Origin of the sequence: Selenomonas sp. KH1T6, from assembly GCF_900108415.1 — a bacterium.
GTDB lineage: Bacteria > Bacillota > Negativicutes > Selenomonadales > Selenomonadaceae > Selenomonas_B > Selenomonas_B ruminantium_A.
Map to the genome: position 1 here is coordinate 253,520 of NZ_FNWN01000001.1, position 15,932 is coordinate 269,451.

Consider the following 15,932-nt stretch of genomic DNA (forward strand, 5'->3'; position numbering starts at 1 on the left):
CTTTCAGATGCCGCGGATATAGAACTCAAAATGCTTTGTCTCATTCTGGGGGCGATATTCCTCCAGCACAGGCGCTCCCCAGGTATCATCGCCGCCTACGCCGCACTGGCCCAGGGAAGCCCTTAGATAAGTGTGATGCACAGCCGGCAGCTCGTAGCCATGACGGGCATTTTCCAATTCGTGGGCGGTGTAAGGCAGAGCCGAAGCCTCAAAGGGCAGGTCGCCGTAAATCCTGAGGCCCCTGCCCCGGTTGTCCAGCACCTCGAACCAGCGGATGCCGCCGTGGTTGCCGCACTCCTGGGGCATTAGATAAGGCTCCATCTGTCCTGCCACCGTCTGTTCATAAATGCCCAGCTTCACGCCCTGCTGCCTGTCGCAGTAGTTGTCCAGGGGACCATAGCCGTAGAAGCGGATCCTGTCATAGTCAGCGGGCAGAGCCAGCACCAGCGCAAAGTCCGGCAATTCCGGCAAGCCTTCCACCTTCTCGTAATCCAGCTCTGCCTTTACGATGCCGCCAGCTTTGACCGTATAAGCAACTGTGCAGGAGGAAATCGGCTGGGTAGCCATTTCCCAGGTGAAACGCAGGCTAACTTCCTCTGCTTCGTATTCCTTCTGCCCCAGCTGGCCAAACCAATCAAACTCCTGCCACTGCCCTTTGACCAGCATTTCACGCTTCACGCAGCGCTGATAGAGACTGGCCAGCTTCCACTGGGCTGTTTCGAAATCACGGCGGCAGCCGTAATCATTGTTGACGGGAGCACGCCAGAAGCCGGGCTGGGGCATGCGGTCCAGCAGTTCCCTGTCATTTACCTTGTAAGAGGTCATATTGCCCTGAGCGCTGGAAAAGAGGATTTCAAAGCCTTCTCCCTGCACCCCCAGATTGATGTCTCCGCGCACCACCTTAAGCTTTTCCGTGCTCTCCAAAGGCAGGCGTGGCACAAAATGGACAGGCAGGCTCTCAGGTGCCTGCACAGCTTCTGCCTCCTGCTGCCATACACCCTGGCCAAAGGCAATTTCAAAACCTGCCTGTGCCCAGGCAGTCTCCTCCTTCAGGCAAAGGGAAGCGGTCAACGCATATTCCCCGGCACCGAAGTCCGGCAGGGCAAGCTCGACAGTGCCCTTCCCTCCTGGCAGGACGGAAGGAGCTGCCATTTTCCTTGTCCAAACCTCTTTGCCATCCAGCAACAGGGCAAGGCGCAGGTCAAAATCCTTCGTATCCGTGAAGAGTGATTTGTTGGCGATGGTCACACTCTCCTTGCTGGGAAGCAGGGTGAAGTTCTGATAATTGAACTTCACTTCCTGCAGTTTGGTGGTGGGACGACGGTCGGCAAAGAGAATGCCATCCCCGCTGAAATCATAGTCCGTGGGCCTGTCGCCAAAGTCCCCGCCATAGCCCAGGGCGTCCTTGCCATACCTGTCCTTATGCCAGAGAGCCTGGTCCACGAAGTCCCAGATAAAGCCCCCCTGATACAAGGGCTCTGTCTCCGTCAGTTCTGTGTACTTGTGCATGCCGCCATTGCTGTTGCCCATGGAATGGGTGTACTCGCAGCAAAGGAAGGGCTTGTCACGATGCTCAGAGAGGAACTTCTCAATCTCAGCAACTTTCGGATACATCTGGCTTTCCATATCGCTGGTATCATTGTAGCAGCGGTCCCAGAAGGTGCTCTCATAATGCACCAGCCGGGAAGGGTCGCGCTGGCGGAAATACTCGCTCATCTCATATACGTCCCTGCCGCCGCAGGACTCATTGCCACAGGACCAGATGATGATGCTGGCATGATTCTTGTCGCGCTCCAGCATGGATTTGGCCCGGTCAAGGATAATCTCCAGCCATTCCTCATGGTCGTTGGGCAGTGTGTACTCATCAATGGACAGCTGCCCGTTCTTCTGCCAGCTGCCATGGGTCTCCAGATTGGTCTCATCAATGACATAGAGGCCGTATCTGTCACAGAGCTTGTAAATATAGCTGGAATTGGGATAATGGGAGCAGCGCAGGGCGTTGATATTGTGCCGCTTCATGGTGATGATGTCCTGCTCAAAGGAAGCCTGCTCCATGGCCCGGCCGCGATAGCAGTCGAACTCATGGCGGTTGGTGCCCTTGAAGACAATACGCTGACCGTTGATCTTCATGAGCTTGTCCTCAGGGTCCAGCCTGAATTCCCTGATGCCGATTTCCTGGGGCACCACTTCCTGCAGCTCCCCTGCCCCGTCATAAACGCAAAGGACAGCCCTGTAAAGGTTCGGTGCCTCGGCACTCCAAAGTTTTGCCTCTCTCACAGAGAATATGACGCTTGATTCTTCTGCCCCTTCCACTGCCTGCCTTTCTTCGGCCAGCAGTTCCCCTTGCGGGTCGAAGAGCTTCACCTGCAAGGCTTTAGAAGCAGGGCTGTTCCACTTGACTTTGAGCTCGATTTCCCCGTCTCTGTACTCGTGGACAGGAACAGCTTTAACCTCCACATCTTCAATGTGGACTTGGGGCTTGGTGTAGAGCAAAACTTCACGGAAAATCCCGGAGAAGCGCCAGAAATCCTGATCCTCGATCCAGCTGCCGGAGGTGAAGCGGTAGACCTGCAGGGCCAGCTTATTCTCCCCCTGTACCAGATATGGGGTCAGGTCGAAATCTGCGGGGGTGAAGCTATCCTCGCTGTAACCCACATAGTGTCCGTTTAGCCATACTGCTACTGCAGATTCCGTGCCCTGAAGGGAAATGTAAGCGTTTTCCCAATTGGCCGGCAAAGAGAAGTACTTGACGTAAGAACCTACAGGGTTTTCACGCTCCGGAATCTCCCCAGGCCTCACTACCTCATGGCCGTCCCAGGGATAGGTCTGGTTGGTGTACTGGGGGCGGCCATAGCCCTCCAGCTGCCAGTGGGCCGGCACCCTGATGGTGTCCCAGACACGGCAATCATAACTCTCTGCCTCAAATCCCACGGGCCGCAGGGCAGGATTCTTGGCATGGTGGAAGTACCACAGGCCGTCCAGGCTGCGGCAGAAGCCAGAAATGCCCCGGGCCATTTCCTCCCCATTGCGGAAATACTCATGATCGCTGTGAGCCTCCAGACGATTTTCCTGGAAAAAAGCCGGGTCGCCCAATTTTTCTAAAGTGAAATTAGCAGTAACCATACTCCATGCCTCCAAATATATGCAGGATTCTGTAAACGTTTTCTTTATGTAATTTACATTATACGGTATGAAACAATAAAAAGCAAGTCTTTTGCCATAAAAATCCCGCCCAAGTCTGAAACCTGGGCGGGACATGCCAAAGACTGATTCACTTTTTCTTCTTTAATCTTACAAAGAACCTTTTATCAAAGCATTGGCCTCTTCAATGACCTGATGGCCAAGGTCGATGGCCTCGCCGCTGATGCGCATGCACTTGTCGGGGTTGTGGAAGCCGTTGCCGTTCTCTGCAGCTACCCAATCCCAATACCACTGTGCTTCGCGGAGCTTCAGGCGGATGCCTGCCAGCTGGTCATCGGTGGCGCCTGCATCCATAGCTGCCTTCACAGCCAGATGCGCCCGGGCCACAGTCTGACCTGCAGTGCGCTGAAGCTTGTAGTTGTTGTCATGGATGGTCTTGACCCGGGCGATAAGAGTTTCCTTGCTCTCGTCATGGCACTTGAGGCAGGATTCCTCTACCGTCTTCAACGGGCTGGTCATCCAGTGAGAAGTGTACTTCTTGCCGCTCTCACGCATATAAGGCATGTGGCAGTCCACACAGGTCACGCCAGCATCTGCATGGACGCTGGTCTTCCAGATCTCGAAATCAGGATGCTGGGCCTTCAGCATGAGGGTCTTGGAGTCGGGATGCACCCAGTCCTGGGTAAAGCCGCCAGCCTGGCCGCTCTGATACCACTGGAACTGTTCCTCCGGCTCCCAGCCGCCGATGAAGGGATGGCGGACCCTGCCGTCTTCCTTCATGAAGTAATACTCATTGTGGCACTGGCCGCAGACATAGCTGCGCATCTCGTTGTGAGAAGCCTGGCTGATGTCGATGCCCTTCATAGCCATGGATTCCACAAAGCCCTGCTGATAGACCCGCAGTTCCATGGTGTCAGGATCATGGCAGGAAGAGCAGCCAAAGTAGAGGTCCGTGCCCTCCACCGTGTCCTTGTTGGTGAAGGGAGGCGTAGCATCCATAAAGGGCTTGGATGCGAAATCCCAGCCGCTTTCCTTATACCACTTGTCATACATCCAGGAACCCTTGCAGACTATGCAGTTGCCCTTCTGGGGCGGGATGCGCTGGGAATTGAGCTGGTCAACCCCTGCCCAGGTATGGCCCCGGGCCACATCATACTGGACGGAGAACTTGTAGCCCTTGAAATTCTCCAGGATTTCCGGCTGCATCTCTATGTAGGACTTGCCCGGGTCGCTGCCGCCGTAGCCGGTAGGCGAAGCACCGCCCAGATTGTTCTTCATGTAAGAATTGTATTCCAAAGGATAGGCATCTTTGTAGGCCTCTTTGCCCAGATGGGCGTAGTTCTCATGGGAAATCTGCGCCAGCTTCACGCTATTGTCGTTGGGCTGGGCGATGCCGATGCGCACGATGACGAACCCGAAGAAGAGCACGCATGCGGCTGCAATCCCAATCAGATATTTCTGCATCTTACTCAACTTTTATCCCCCCTTCAAGGTGATTCGAACCGTGTGCAATACGGCTGTGGCACTTCAGGCAGTCGCCGCCGGTGTCCATGGCCTCTTTGGTGGCGTGAACCTCACCCATGGTGGCACTGTGGCAGCGCAGGCAGTTGTCATTCACCATCTTGTGGGCATCCTGCGACAGCTTGATATGTGCCGGATAATCCCGCATGAGCTCATGGTACATATCCACCATGCCCGTGCGTCCCTTCTCCATGAAGTAGACCACCGTGTTGTCATGAGGCAGGTGGCACTCCACGCACTGCTGGTTCTTGTGGGATGATTCCATGAAGCTGGCCGCTTCTCCCTTCATGGCATGGCAGGTGCCGCAGAACTCAGGGGACCCAGAAATAGAATTGAAGGCCGCCCCAATCCCCAGGACAATGACCCCAAGGGCAAAACCGCCTGCCAGACAAGCCAGGGTGTGTTTCTGAAACAGGTCTTTTGCTTCCAAACCGCTTCCCTCCTCTCCTGCTTCGGTATTGCTAAAATTTTCACACCAATCCGATTTGTCTAGATTATATCACCTAAACACAAATGTATATGTTGCCCCAGCAACACATATAAGAAAAAACCAGCCAAAATCGGCTGGTTCAAGAAAAAAATTTTGCTGGCTTATTTTTGGCGTGTTGATTACAATCTCAAACCTTGAACTTCGCCACCTGCTTCTTGAGGTTTTCTGCGCCCTGGCGGGACATGTTTACCTTGCTCAGGATTTCATTAGCCTTGCTTGCCACATCCGCCACCTTTTCGGCAATGGTGGTGTTGCCCACGGCCCCCTCCTGGGTGGCCTTGGCAATCTCGCCCATGGCATTGTTCATGGTCTCCACCGACTTGGCCACCTCCCGGGAAGACTGGTTGCTCTTCCGGGCGAAGCCCCGGAGATAGTCCGCATCGTTCTGGTACTGGGTGGCTGTCTCATTGATGAGGTCATAATCCTTGCCCACATTGTTTTCCATAAAGGACAGCAGGTCATCGGCACCACTGGAGAGATTTTGGACAGAAGTCGTCACCTTGCCGGTAAGGGACTGGATATTCATGGCTGTATCATGGGACTGCTCCGCCAGCTTCCTGACTTCATCAGCCACCACGGCAAAGCCCCGGCCCTGCTCCCCGGCCCGGGCGGCCTCGATGGCGGCATTCAGGGCCAGCAGGTTGGTCTGCTCGGCGATTTCCGTAATGCCCTGGGTGAGATTGGTGATCTCCGTCACTACCTTGGCAGACTCGATGGCCTCCGCCACGGCAGTCTTGGTCTCCGTGTAGACGCTCTGGGCCGAACGGGAAGATTCCTTCATGGTTTCCTTCAAGCGGCTGGCCCGCTCTGCCACCTGCTCAGTGTAGTCCTCAGTATTCCTCGCTTCTTCCGTGATGCCCTTTATGCCCTCGCCAATATGGCCGCTGAGGTTCTGGAGATTAGCAGTGGAAGCTGCCGTTTCCTCCATGCCTGCAGCCATTTCCTCGGTAACGGCAGACATATCCTGGGTGCTGTCATTGAGGGAGCCAACCAGCTCATGGACTTCCTCTGCCATGGCCACGCTCTTGTCAGCTTCTGCCAGCACTTCCGTCAGCACAGCCCGCAGGGATTTCTGCATCTTCTGCAGGGCCTGGACCATAATTCCCACCTCGTCCTGGCGGTCAGCCAGCTCACCGGGAATTTCCTGGGTGAGGTCCCCATCTGCTACAGCGTTGAGCTGGTTCACAGACTCCTGCAAGGGGGTGGCAATATTGCCAGCAATAATGGTGGCGGCACCAATGCCCACCAAAAGGCCTAACAGAATGATGGCCACATTTATCTTGATGGTCCTGCTATAGGTCACATTATTTTCCTGAAAGAGCAGCTTGCCCTGAAGCACATTGTCAGGGGTCAGCACCGAAAGGCCCTCACCGATGGGTGCTGCCCCGGAAAGATGCTTCAAGAGCTGAATCCTGCCCTCGGGGGTATTGGGGAGGCTTTCACAGGACTTCACCTGCTGGGCGAAGTCCGCCAGGTCTTTTTCCAGCACCTGGATAGTCTCCTGGGCCCGCTGGCTGCGGTCGATTTCCTTCACCTTGGCCACATTGTCCTGGATACTCTTGATCTTGCCCTCCATATCCCCAAGTATCAGGTTCCTGTCATCCTGGGCATAGTCCTGTTGCAATACATAGGAGATATCCATCTCCAGCCCCCTCAGCTGGTTGTTGGCATCGCTGAGGTACTGGGTGGTCATAAGGTTGTAGTTGTACATATCATCAATGGACTGCTTGGCCTGGCTGTTGGAATAGATGCCCACCGCCGCCACTAGGCAGGTAACCACCAGCATGATGGCCGCCAGCAGCAATATCTTCACTCTTACACTGAGCTGGTTCATGACTCTCCCCCCTTATTTGAACTGGGCCACATTTTCCCGGGTGATTTCCACAAAGGGCACCTTCACATCCTCGGTGGGCACCTTGCCTGCCATTGCCTCCTGAATGAGACGCCCTATCTCTTCGCTGCTCTTGGCCGCATCCTGCTTCACAGTCTGGACCATCTCCCCGGCTGCCACAGCCTTCACCGCAGGCTCCGTGGCATCCACTCCGGACACCAGCACACCCTGAAGGCGTCCCGCAGACTTCAGGGCCCGTACAGCACCCAGAGCCATGTTGTCATTGCCCGCTATAATCCCGTCAATCTGGGGGAAAATCTTCAGCCACAGGCTCATGGTCCTGAAAGCATTAGGCTCGCTCCAGCCGCAGTCCTGCTTCATCAAAAGCTCCACATCAGGCCGCTTGTCCAGGCAGGCTTCCTTGAAGCCCTCCCAGCGCTGCTGGGCAGCACTTAAACTGGACTGTCCCATGAAATAAACCACTTTGGCATTGGGCGGCAGGTGCTTGGCCATATACTCCCCCTGAAGCTTCCCTGCCTGCTTTTCATCTGACATGACCTGGGCGAACTGGCCTCCGTTCAGGTCACGGTTGGTGGCAATGACGGGAATCCCCTCTTCATTGGCCCGCTCCACTACGGGGATGGCCGCCGAGCCATCCACTGCCAGCAGCACGATAGCTGCCGCCCCCTTGTCGATGGCCTCGTTGACCTGGTCAATCTGCAGATTGGAATCACCCTTGCTGTTCAGGAACTCCACCTGCACGCCCTGAACAGACTTTTGCACCCCTTCATAGAGAAGCCCGGTAAAATCCTTGGCCTCATCATGGGCAGCAAAGTAAACGGTATTCCCCCCTGCTCCCTTTGAGCCGCAGCCAGCAAGGCTCAAGGCCATGACTGCTGCACAGGCCGCCGCCATAAGTTTGCCCGGCATTTTCATATTGAACCCTCCCTGTATCTTGTGGTTGATGACACGCTTCAGTTGTGTTGTCAAACTACTTTGATGTCGTTTATTCGACATAAAATAAGCAAAAACCTCCATATCCCGCCATTCAAATGGAGCATAACAGCGAAATATGGAGGCTTGGCAAAATTATTTTATTCGGAGAAATTCTTATTTTTCCACCGGCGGGAACTGGCGCTTCAGCTTCAACTGGGCTGCCGTGATTCCCGGGTCAGCCTTGGCAAACCAGGCGAGGGCATAGGCTGCCGTGCCAGTATAGTCGATGGCTTACTCATTGGTGGACCAGGAGGAAAGCACATCAAGATAGGACTTGGCCGTGGGAACATGGCCGCTTTCCAGATACTTGGTCTGGTCCGGGTCGCCGCCGATGACAGCGTTGGGGCCGCCTACCAAGAGGCCGGGCACATAGGCGCCGGTGCTCTCATGGATGCGGTTGTGAGGATGCTCGGGGGGATTGGCCCCGGCACCGGTCAGGAAGCTCTTGTCCAGACTCAGGATGGGCCTCATAGGCCAGCAGCAACTCAGCTGCTGCGATAGCCCCGGTGGTGGTATACTTGCCATAGTCGCCGGCATCATACCAGCCCCCGGTGACATCCACCTTATCACCCTTCTTGTTCAGCTTGTCAGTGAAGTAAACCTGGGCTTCCTTGTCCTGGGGGTGACCCATCTTCACCTTCAGCCCGGTGATATCGTCATCAATGGGGCTGCCGCAGCGGGAAAGGGTATATGAGCGCAGGGTCTGAACCGCAGGAACGGCATAGACATTATCCCCAATGGCAAACTCAGGGGAGGTGCGGCCTCCCACCTTGAGGACATAGGTGCCTGCTGCCTTGAAGTCAGAGAAATCTGCCCGGCGCAGGGTTTCCTCAGACATGGGGCGTCATACTTGGGTGCCGAAAGCTGACCCTGATAAACGGTCTGGCCCGTCTTCACATCCACCAGGGAGAACTCCCCCTCCCCGGAATCCGTCACCATAGCCGCCTTGCTGTAGCCGGAGAGGTAGCCTACCTGATCCACATGCATACCGGCATCTGCTGCCTCGGCAAAATCAGAGGCGCCCCAAATGCTCATGGCGGTTACGGCTGCCATGACCAGCCGGCCAAGCTGCTTGTTCTTTATCATGAAATCATCCCCCAGTCAGTCAACAAATGGAGTGTACTTGATGGACTTGTACTCAGCCCTCAAAGGCAGCTTGCTGTCATCGAATGGCTTCAGCCACTCGTCCACCCCCATCATTTATTTCCTCCTCGAAGCATCTCAATGGGTCAGGTCTTTGCAAAAAAAAGCGCCATCCACCGGGAAGTGGACGGCAAATCTTCAGGGATCTCAAAAATGGGATTTTCTTGTGAATAAAAAAGGAAATTGCATCGGGATAAAACTTATGGGGAATGGGGACAGAAGAAATCATATCATGCTTTTTGCGAAACTGAGAAGGCTTTTTTCAGCAATTGCAACTTTGCTACAAGAAAAATTGCATAAATAGTCCATTTTTGTAACACTGTTACATTTTTATGGAACAGGAAATGCGTAGCTTATTTTATCCTGCCGATGTCCATGCTGATATCCAGGGCCTTGACGCTGTGTGTCAGGGCCCCCACGGAAATCACATCCACGCCGCTTTCAGCCGCGGCTGCCAGAGTGGTTTCGTCAATGCCTCCGGAAGCTTCCACCACGGCCCGGTGGTCAATGAGGCGCACCGCTTCCGCCATCATGTCCGGCGCCATATTGTCCAGCATGATGACATCGGCCTTCCCTGCCAGGGCTTCCTCCACCCCGGCCAGGTCCTCCACTTCAATCTCGATCTTGGTCATGTGGGAAGCATACGCTCTGGCCCGCTCCAAAGCCGCCCTGATGCCGCCAGCCACTTTGATGTGGTTGTCCTTGATGAGCATGGCATCGTAAAGTCCCAGGCGATGGTTGGCGCCGCCGCCCACTTTCACGGCATACTTATCAAGCAGCCGCATTCCCGGAGTGGTCTTGCGGGTATCCACCAGCCTGGCCCCATAAGGCGCGGCGATGGCCGCCAGCTTATGGGTACGGGTAGCCACTCCGGATAAATGCTGCAAGAGATTCAGGGCCAGCCGCTCCCCGGTGAGAATGCTCCGGGCATTGCCGTCCAGCGTGGCGATGACGGAACCGGGTGCCAGCTTAGCCCCGTCTGCCAGGACACCGGCAAACTCAACTTCTCCATCCAACAGGCCAAAGACCCGCCTGGCTGCTTCCACACCGGCCAGAATGCCAGCTTCCTTGGCGTGGATGACAGCATTGGTCTTTGCTCCTGCCGGCACAGTGGCCAGAGTGGTAATATCGCCGCTGCCAATATCTTCCTGCAGCCAGTCCGCAATCTTTTTGTCCAGTCCTAATATATCCATTATCTTATCCTTCTCCTTATGACGATGATGTTTCAGTTATGCCAGGCCCCAGGCCAAAACAGCAGTTGCGGCCGTATTTTCTTCTTCTGGCTCCCCTGCCTCTTCGTTGACCCTGCACTGGTCACCGAAATGCTGGGCAAAGGCTTCATCCTTCTCAGGATAATCTGCCCGATAATGGGCGCCGCGGCTTTCCTTGCGGCGCCTGGCCCCCCTGAACATCAGGGCGCCGCAGGTTAGGGCGGCATGCAGGTCAAGCTCTGCCGGGGAATCCGCACTGCAGCCTGCATAGACACTTGCCAGACGGCGCAGTTTTTCCTCGCCCGCAGCCAAATCCTCTTCACTGCGGACGATGCCCAGATAGCGGCTCATAAGCTGCCTGCTTTGGGCTATGTCAGCCTGTACCTCACCCTGCTTCTCCTCTGCCAGGCTTTCCTCCCGCCACCTGAGGCCTGCTTCCGCCTGGGGTAGCCTGGTCTTGCCTATGATGACAGCCACCCGGCGGCCGAAGACCAGCCCCTCCAGCAGGCTGTTGCTGGCCAGGCGGTTGGCTCCCTGCAGGCCGGTGCAGGCTGCCTCACCGCAGGCGTACAGGCCTTCAATGTCAGTGCGCCCCCAAATATCCGTGTGGATGCCCCCCATCATGTAATGGGCAGCAGGGGCAATGGGAATCAGGTCTTTGGCCATGTCTATCCCATAGTCCCGGCAGGTGGCAGCAATCATGGGGAATTTTTCCGTCACCTTTTCGATATGGCGTGCATCCAGCCAGATATGGCTGGCTTCAGCCCTGGTCATCTCCCGGAAGATGCAGCGGGCTACCACATCCCTGGGAGCCAGCTCTGCCATGGGATGATAACCCGGCATGAAGCGTCTCCCTTCAAGATCCAGCAGGTGGGCGCCAGCCCCACGCACCGCCTCGGAAATCAGGAAATTGGGACAGCCGGGCAGAGCCAGGGCCGTGGGGTGGAACTGCACGAATTCCATATCTGCCAGTGCTGCCCCGGCCCGCAAGGCCATGGCCAGGCCGCTACCGGTGGCACCATCAGGATTGGTGGTGTGCTGAAAGAGGCGTCCCAGGCCGCCGGCAGCCAGGACCGTATGCTCTGCCCGCAGACATATCTTCCTTCCATGCCAGAGGGCTGTAACCCCATAGCAACGGCCCCGATGGGTCAGCAAATCTACCACATAGCAGCCCTCCATCGTCCTGATGTTTGGCTCTTTGGCTGCCATATCATTGAGGGCCCGGGCCACCTCTGCCCCGGTGGCATCACCATGGCTGTGTACAATGCGCTGGCGGCCGTGGCAGCCCTCCCGCCCCAAGGCTAGACTGCCATCTTCATTCCTGTCAAACTCGGCGCCGTTTTCTGCCAGCCAGCGGATTTCCTCCGGCCCTTCTGTCACCACCATGCGGGAGACGGATTCATTGCTGAGCCCGGCTCCTGCCACCAGGGTATCCTCCAAATGCAGCTGCGGATTGTCATCTTTTCCCAAAGCGGCGGCAATGCCCCCCTGAGCCTTGCTGGTATTGCTGTCCTGCAGAGTGTCCCGCACCACCAGCAGCACATGATGGCCATGACGGGCCAGCTGGCAGGCGGCAGTGAGGCCGGCCACGCCGCTGCCGATCACCAGGCATTCTGTCCGGCGGGTCTCCATCCGTTTGGTGTCAAAATTCATCAGATAGCGCTGCATGCTGCTTCCCCCTTTACAGCCAGCATCTTTTCCAAAGCTGCCACAGACTTCAGGCGGATTTCCTCCGGCACCACCACCCGGGGTTCCATGTTCTTCAGGGCGTCACGCACCTTCTCCAGAGAGGTCTTCTTCATATTGACGCAAAGGAGCTTCCTGGATGCCAGATGGAATTTCTTGCTTGGACAACGCTCTGTCAATTCGTACATGACCCCTTCCTCCGTGGCGATGATGAATTCCTCTGCCTGGCTTTTTTGCGCAAAATTGACAATGCCCGTGGTGCTGCCGATATAATCTGCCAGTTCCCGCACCTCAGGACGACATTCCGGGTGCATCAGCACCAGGGCTCCAGGGTGCTCTGCCCTGGCCCGGCGCACATCTTCCACCGTGAGCCGTCCATGGATGGGACAGCCCCCCTGCCACTTCAGGAGTTCCCGGCCACACTGCTCCTCGGCCCAGAAGCCAAGGTTGGCATCGGGAACAAAGATGACCTCCTGTTCCCGGGGCAAAGAAGCCACCACGGCAGCAGCATTTGATGAGGTGCAGCAAATGTCACTCATGGCCTTGACAGCTGCAGGGGTGTTCACATAGGAAACCACCAGCGCTTCCGGGCGCTCTGCCTTGGCCCTGCGAACCTCTCCCGTAATGGCATCGGTGAACATCTGGCAGCCAGCATCCACCGCAGGCAGCAGGGTAATCTTGTCCGGGGACAGGATATTGGCGGTCTCCGCCATGAACCGCACTCCGCAGAAGACGATGACTTCCGCATCAGTGGCGGCAGCCTGCTGGGACAAGCCAAAGGAGTCCCCTGTGAAATCGGCAATTTCCTGAATCTCTTCCGGCTGGTAGACATGGGCCAGGATTACGGCCTTGCGCTGCCGCTTCAGTTCCATGATTTCCTCAATGATATCTTCCATAAACAAACTCCTCACATAAGAAATAGCATTGTCTACTGTCTTGACAGTAGACAATGCTATTCTAACTTTATTTTCCCCATCTGGCAAGTACGAACAACAAACTCCGCACATAATAATGTACCGCCCCGTCCACAATGGACGAGGCGGCACACTATTCTTGCTTATTTCTTTGCTGCCAGCAGACAGCCGCAAGTCACGGCTGTGCAGGCAAGCCAGAGCAGCCAGATATAGGGCTTTGTGCTGACGGAAGCGGTGACTGCAGCTTTTTCAGCCTCTTCCAGGGAAGGCAGGATTTCCAGGCGCACCTTCTTGTAATCTTCAGTCATGCCTGTCAGCCGCACGCGCTTCCTGCCCTCCAGCACGCTCACCGGCTGGGAATTTCCCGTGCGGTTTTGGGATACCTCTATAACGGGCCTTATGGTATCAACCACATCCCCGTCTGTCACGGAAATCTCTGCCGTAAGCCTCAGGCGTCCCCCGGGCTCCTCCTCGGCCTCCACATCTTCCAGCAGATATGCCTCCTCTCCTGCCAGGGCAATCTGCTTCTTTTTCAGGGTCAGTTCCTCCACCCCCGTTTCCTGGGGCGGCGTGGGAGCGATATAGATATCCCCTGTCAAGGATTTATAGATGGCTGGCTCCCTGGCGGCATCAGAACCATTTGAGTGCAGCTTGGTGTGGGCGCGGACTTCCTGCCCGTCCACCTCATACACATAGGCCTTCCCTTTGCCATCTTCCGCAAAGTCCTGTCCCCTATAAGTGATTTCATGACCCAGCAGGCTCTTGGTCTCTCCTGCCTGGAACTCTTCCGAAAGAGTCTGGCTGCCGCTGCCGGAAAGCACGATGGCCAGAAGCCCCAGCCCCAGCCCGACATGGGCAATGGTTCCTCCCAGTCTGAGGCCGCTGCGGGGATATCCCAGGACAGAAGCTCCCACTCCCAGCAAGGCTGTCCCAGCCAGAAGCAAGGGCAGGATTCCCCTGACACCTGCTGCCAGGGCCAGGACCGCTCCCAGCACGAAGCACCCGGCCAAAGCCATTTTCATCTTCTGCCCCTGCAGCAGACGGCTGCCGCCATAGCCCCGCATAGAGCAGCAGATCAGCACCGCCAGCATGGCCACGGCCAAAGGCAGGGTCGTCCTGACATAGAAATTCGTATCCACCGCCGCAGGTTTGCCTGCCAGCTGGGTAAGCAGGGGCATGGACATGCCCAGGAAGATGATCACCGCCATAAAGACCAGGAGCAGCATGCCAAGGGAAAGCAGGAATTCCCGGTTGCCATAGCCCTCATAGATTTCCCCCTGGGGCAGTTCCTTCAGCTTCCAAATAAGCTGGCAAAGGGCGGCCATCAGCACCAGGGCATTCACCACCGCAATCAATAGGCCGATGCTGGTGCCGCTGAAGGAGTGGACGGAAAAATCCCCCAGGATGCCGCTGCGGGTCAAAAATGTGCCATAAAGCACAAAAGAGTAAGTGAAGATGGCAGCCAGGTGTGCCATGACGCGCACATTGGGACGAACCTTGGCCACCTTCAGCAAATGCAGCAGCACAGCCGCCAGCAGCCAGGGCACCAGGGATGAGTTCTCCACCGGGTCCCAGCCCCAGTATCCTCCCCAGCCCAGCACTTTGTAGGCCCAGTAGCCGCCAATGAAAATGCCCGCTCCCAAAAAAGCCCAGGCTATGAGGGTCCATTTCCTGGCAGGCTCCAGCCAGCCATCATCCTTCGGGTCCTGCCAAAGGGCTCCTGCCCCGTAGGCAAAGGGCACTGCCAAAAGGGCATAGCCAATGAAGATAATGGGCGGATGAATGGCCATCCAGGGGTCCTGCAACAGGGGATTCAGCCCCACCCCATCTTCCATGAGTTCCGCCACAGGCAGGAAGGGACTTTTCCCCAGCACCAGTACAGCCAGCAGGGCCTGCAGCAGCATATACACCGCCATGCCCTGGGGCGCCAGCTTCTTCCTGCAGGCCAGATACCCGCCCACCAGGGCGTGGATCAGCAGCCACAGTAGGAAGGAGCCCTGCTGCCCTGCCCAGAAAACAGAAAACTTGTACAGCGGATCCAAATCCTTTGACGAGTAATTTGCCACATACTCCAGACCGAAGTCATTTTGGAAGATGGCAGCCATCAGGAGGACACTAGCAACAGCCGTTCCTCCCAAGGCCCCACAGGCCAGATAAGCCCCCCACTTCTCCCCGGCCTTCCTGCGGAAGGCACACACGAACACGGCCAGTAAGGAAAAGGCCAAAGTAAATCCCAGGCTCGCAGCCCCTGCCATATATATTCCTCCAATGCTGAATTGATATATTGCTGAAATTTTTCTGATGCTCTTGCTTCAAACGATATCCCGCCCCAGTACCCGGGACTTTATGAGCCGCAGCCAGTCCGGACCTGTTTCCAGCAGCCCTTCTTCCTGCATCAGGCCGATTTCCCGGGTCAGGGCGCTGCGGTTGCAGTCAAGTTCTTTGGCCAGCTGCACCCGTCCGGGCACCGCCACCTGCTCATTTTTCTGCCGCTTTTCCCTCTGCAGGAGATAGATGATGATGCGCTCCCGCAGGGATTTCTTCGACAACACCTCCATCTTCTCCACCATGAGGAAGTTCTTCCTGGCCAAGGCTTCCAGGATATGCTTCATGACAATGCCATGGATGCGCCCCAGTCGCGGACCGGCAATCAGCAGGGACTTGTAAGGAATCCAGAGAACTTTCATCTCATTGATGGCCTCCACAGCACTGCCACTGTACTCCGAAGACAGGATGGCAGAGGTCACCCCCACCAGGGCTCCCCGCTCCAGGCTGTGCCCCACGTTCTCATTGCCCAGCCAGTCTTCCGTGAGGATCTGGGCCTTTCCCGTCACGATAACCCCCAGCTGATCATTTTTCTCGTAGGCCTCCAGCAGTCTTTCCTTCTTGCCATAATGCTTCAGCACTGCCGACGTATGCTGGATGAACTCCTGTATTTCCCCCATGGTCAGGCCGGAGAAAACAGAAAGCTCCGCCAAGTGCAGATCCTTCATGTTCAT

At 56.3% G+C, this 15,932-nt stretch carries 13 protein-coding genes; all 13 read right to left on the bottom strand.

Annotated features, from left to right (window positions below; translation table 11 throughout):
- Positions 1–3: 3 nt before the first annotated feature.
- A complete protein-coding gene (locus BLW59_RS01170) occupies positions 4–3,123 on the bottom strand; it encodes a glycoside hydrolase family 2 TIM barrel-domain containing protein (RefSeq protein WP_074695432.1) in 3,120 nt (1,039 codons plus the stop codon).
- 168 nt (positions 3,124–3,291) lie between these two features.
- Entirely contained in the window at positions 3,292–4,614 is a 1,323-nt protein-coding gene (locus BLW59_RS01175) for an ammonia-forming cytochrome c nitrite reductase subunit c552 (protein ID WP_029544202.1), read from the bottom strand.
- A complete protein-coding gene (locus tag BLW59_RS01180; RefSeq protein WP_074695434.1) occupies positions 4,607–5,092 on the bottom strand; it encodes a cytochrome c3 family protein in 486 nt (161 codons plus the stop codon). The genes BLW59_RS01175 and BLW59_RS01180 overlap by 8 nt, the downstream gene beginning before the upstream one ends.
- Positions 5,093–5,279: 187 nt before the next feature.
- A complete protein-coding gene (locus tag BLW59_RS01185) occupies positions 5,280–6,986 on the bottom strand; it encodes a methyl-accepting chemotaxis protein (protein ID WP_074695436.1) in 1,707 nt (568 codons plus the stop codon).
- A gap of 12 nt (positions 6,987–6,998) precedes the next feature.
- A complete protein-coding gene (locus tag BLW59_RS01190) occupies positions 6,999–7,919 on the bottom strand; it encodes a sugar ABC transporter substrate-binding protein (protein ID WP_074695438.1) in 921 nt (306 codons plus the stop codon).
- 291 nt (positions 7,920–8,210) lie between these two features.
- Positions 8,211–8,450, bottom strand: a complete 240-nt coding sequence (locus BLW59_RS17610) for a glycoside hydrolase family 9 protein (protein WP_074695440.1) — start codon at positions 8,448–8,450, stop codon at positions 8,211–8,213.
- Positions 8,365–8,718, bottom strand: a complete 354-nt coding sequence (locus BLW59_RS17615) for a glycoside hydrolase family 9 protein (protein ID WP_318258210.1) — start codon at positions 8,716–8,718, stop codon at positions 8,365–8,367. The genes BLW59_RS17610 and BLW59_RS17615 overlap by 86 nt, the downstream gene beginning before the upstream one ends.
- Entirely contained in the window at positions 8,619–9,065 is a 447-nt protein-coding gene (locus BLW59_RS18070) for a cellulase N-terminal Ig-like domain-containing protein (protein ID WP_074695444.1), read from the bottom strand. Before BLW59_RS18070 ends, BLW59_RS17615 begins: the two co-directional genes overlap by 100 nt.
- Positions 9,066–9,475: 410 nt before the next feature.
- Positions 9,476–10,315 (bottom strand): carboxylating nicotinate-nucleotide diphosphorylase, encoded by an 840-nt coding sequence (gene nadC, locus BLW59_RS01210; protein WP_074695446.1) that lies wholly within the window; start codon positions 10,313–10,315, stop codon positions 9,476–9,478.
- Between the two features lie 36 nt (positions 10,316–10,351).
- Positions 10,352–12,001 (bottom strand): L-aspartate oxidase, encoded by a 1,650-nt coding sequence (gene nadB, locus BLW59_RS01215; RefSeq protein WP_074695448.1) that lies wholly within the window; start codon positions 11,999–12,001, stop codon positions 10,352–10,354.
- The gene (gene nadA / locus BLW59_RS01220; protein WP_175463322.1) at positions 11,986–12,915 is read right to left on the bottom strand and encodes a quinolinate synthase NadA; all 930 of its coding nucleotides are present in this window, start codon (positions 12,913–12,915) and stop codon (positions 11,986–11,988) included. The genes nadB and nadA overlap by 16 nt, the downstream gene beginning before the upstream one ends.
- A gap of 161 nt (positions 12,916–13,076) precedes the next feature.
- Complete coding sequence (gene ccsA, locus BLW59_RS01225; protein ID WP_074695452.1) at positions 13,077–15,188, bottom strand: cytochrome c biogenesis protein CcsA; 2,112 nt, start codon at positions 15,186–15,188, stop codon at positions 13,077–13,079.
- 57 nt (positions 15,189–15,245) lie between these two features.
- A complete protein-coding gene (locus tag BLW59_RS01230) occupies positions 15,246–15,932 on the bottom strand; it encodes a Crp/Fnr family transcriptional regulator (protein ID WP_029544217.1) in 687 nt (228 codons plus the stop codon).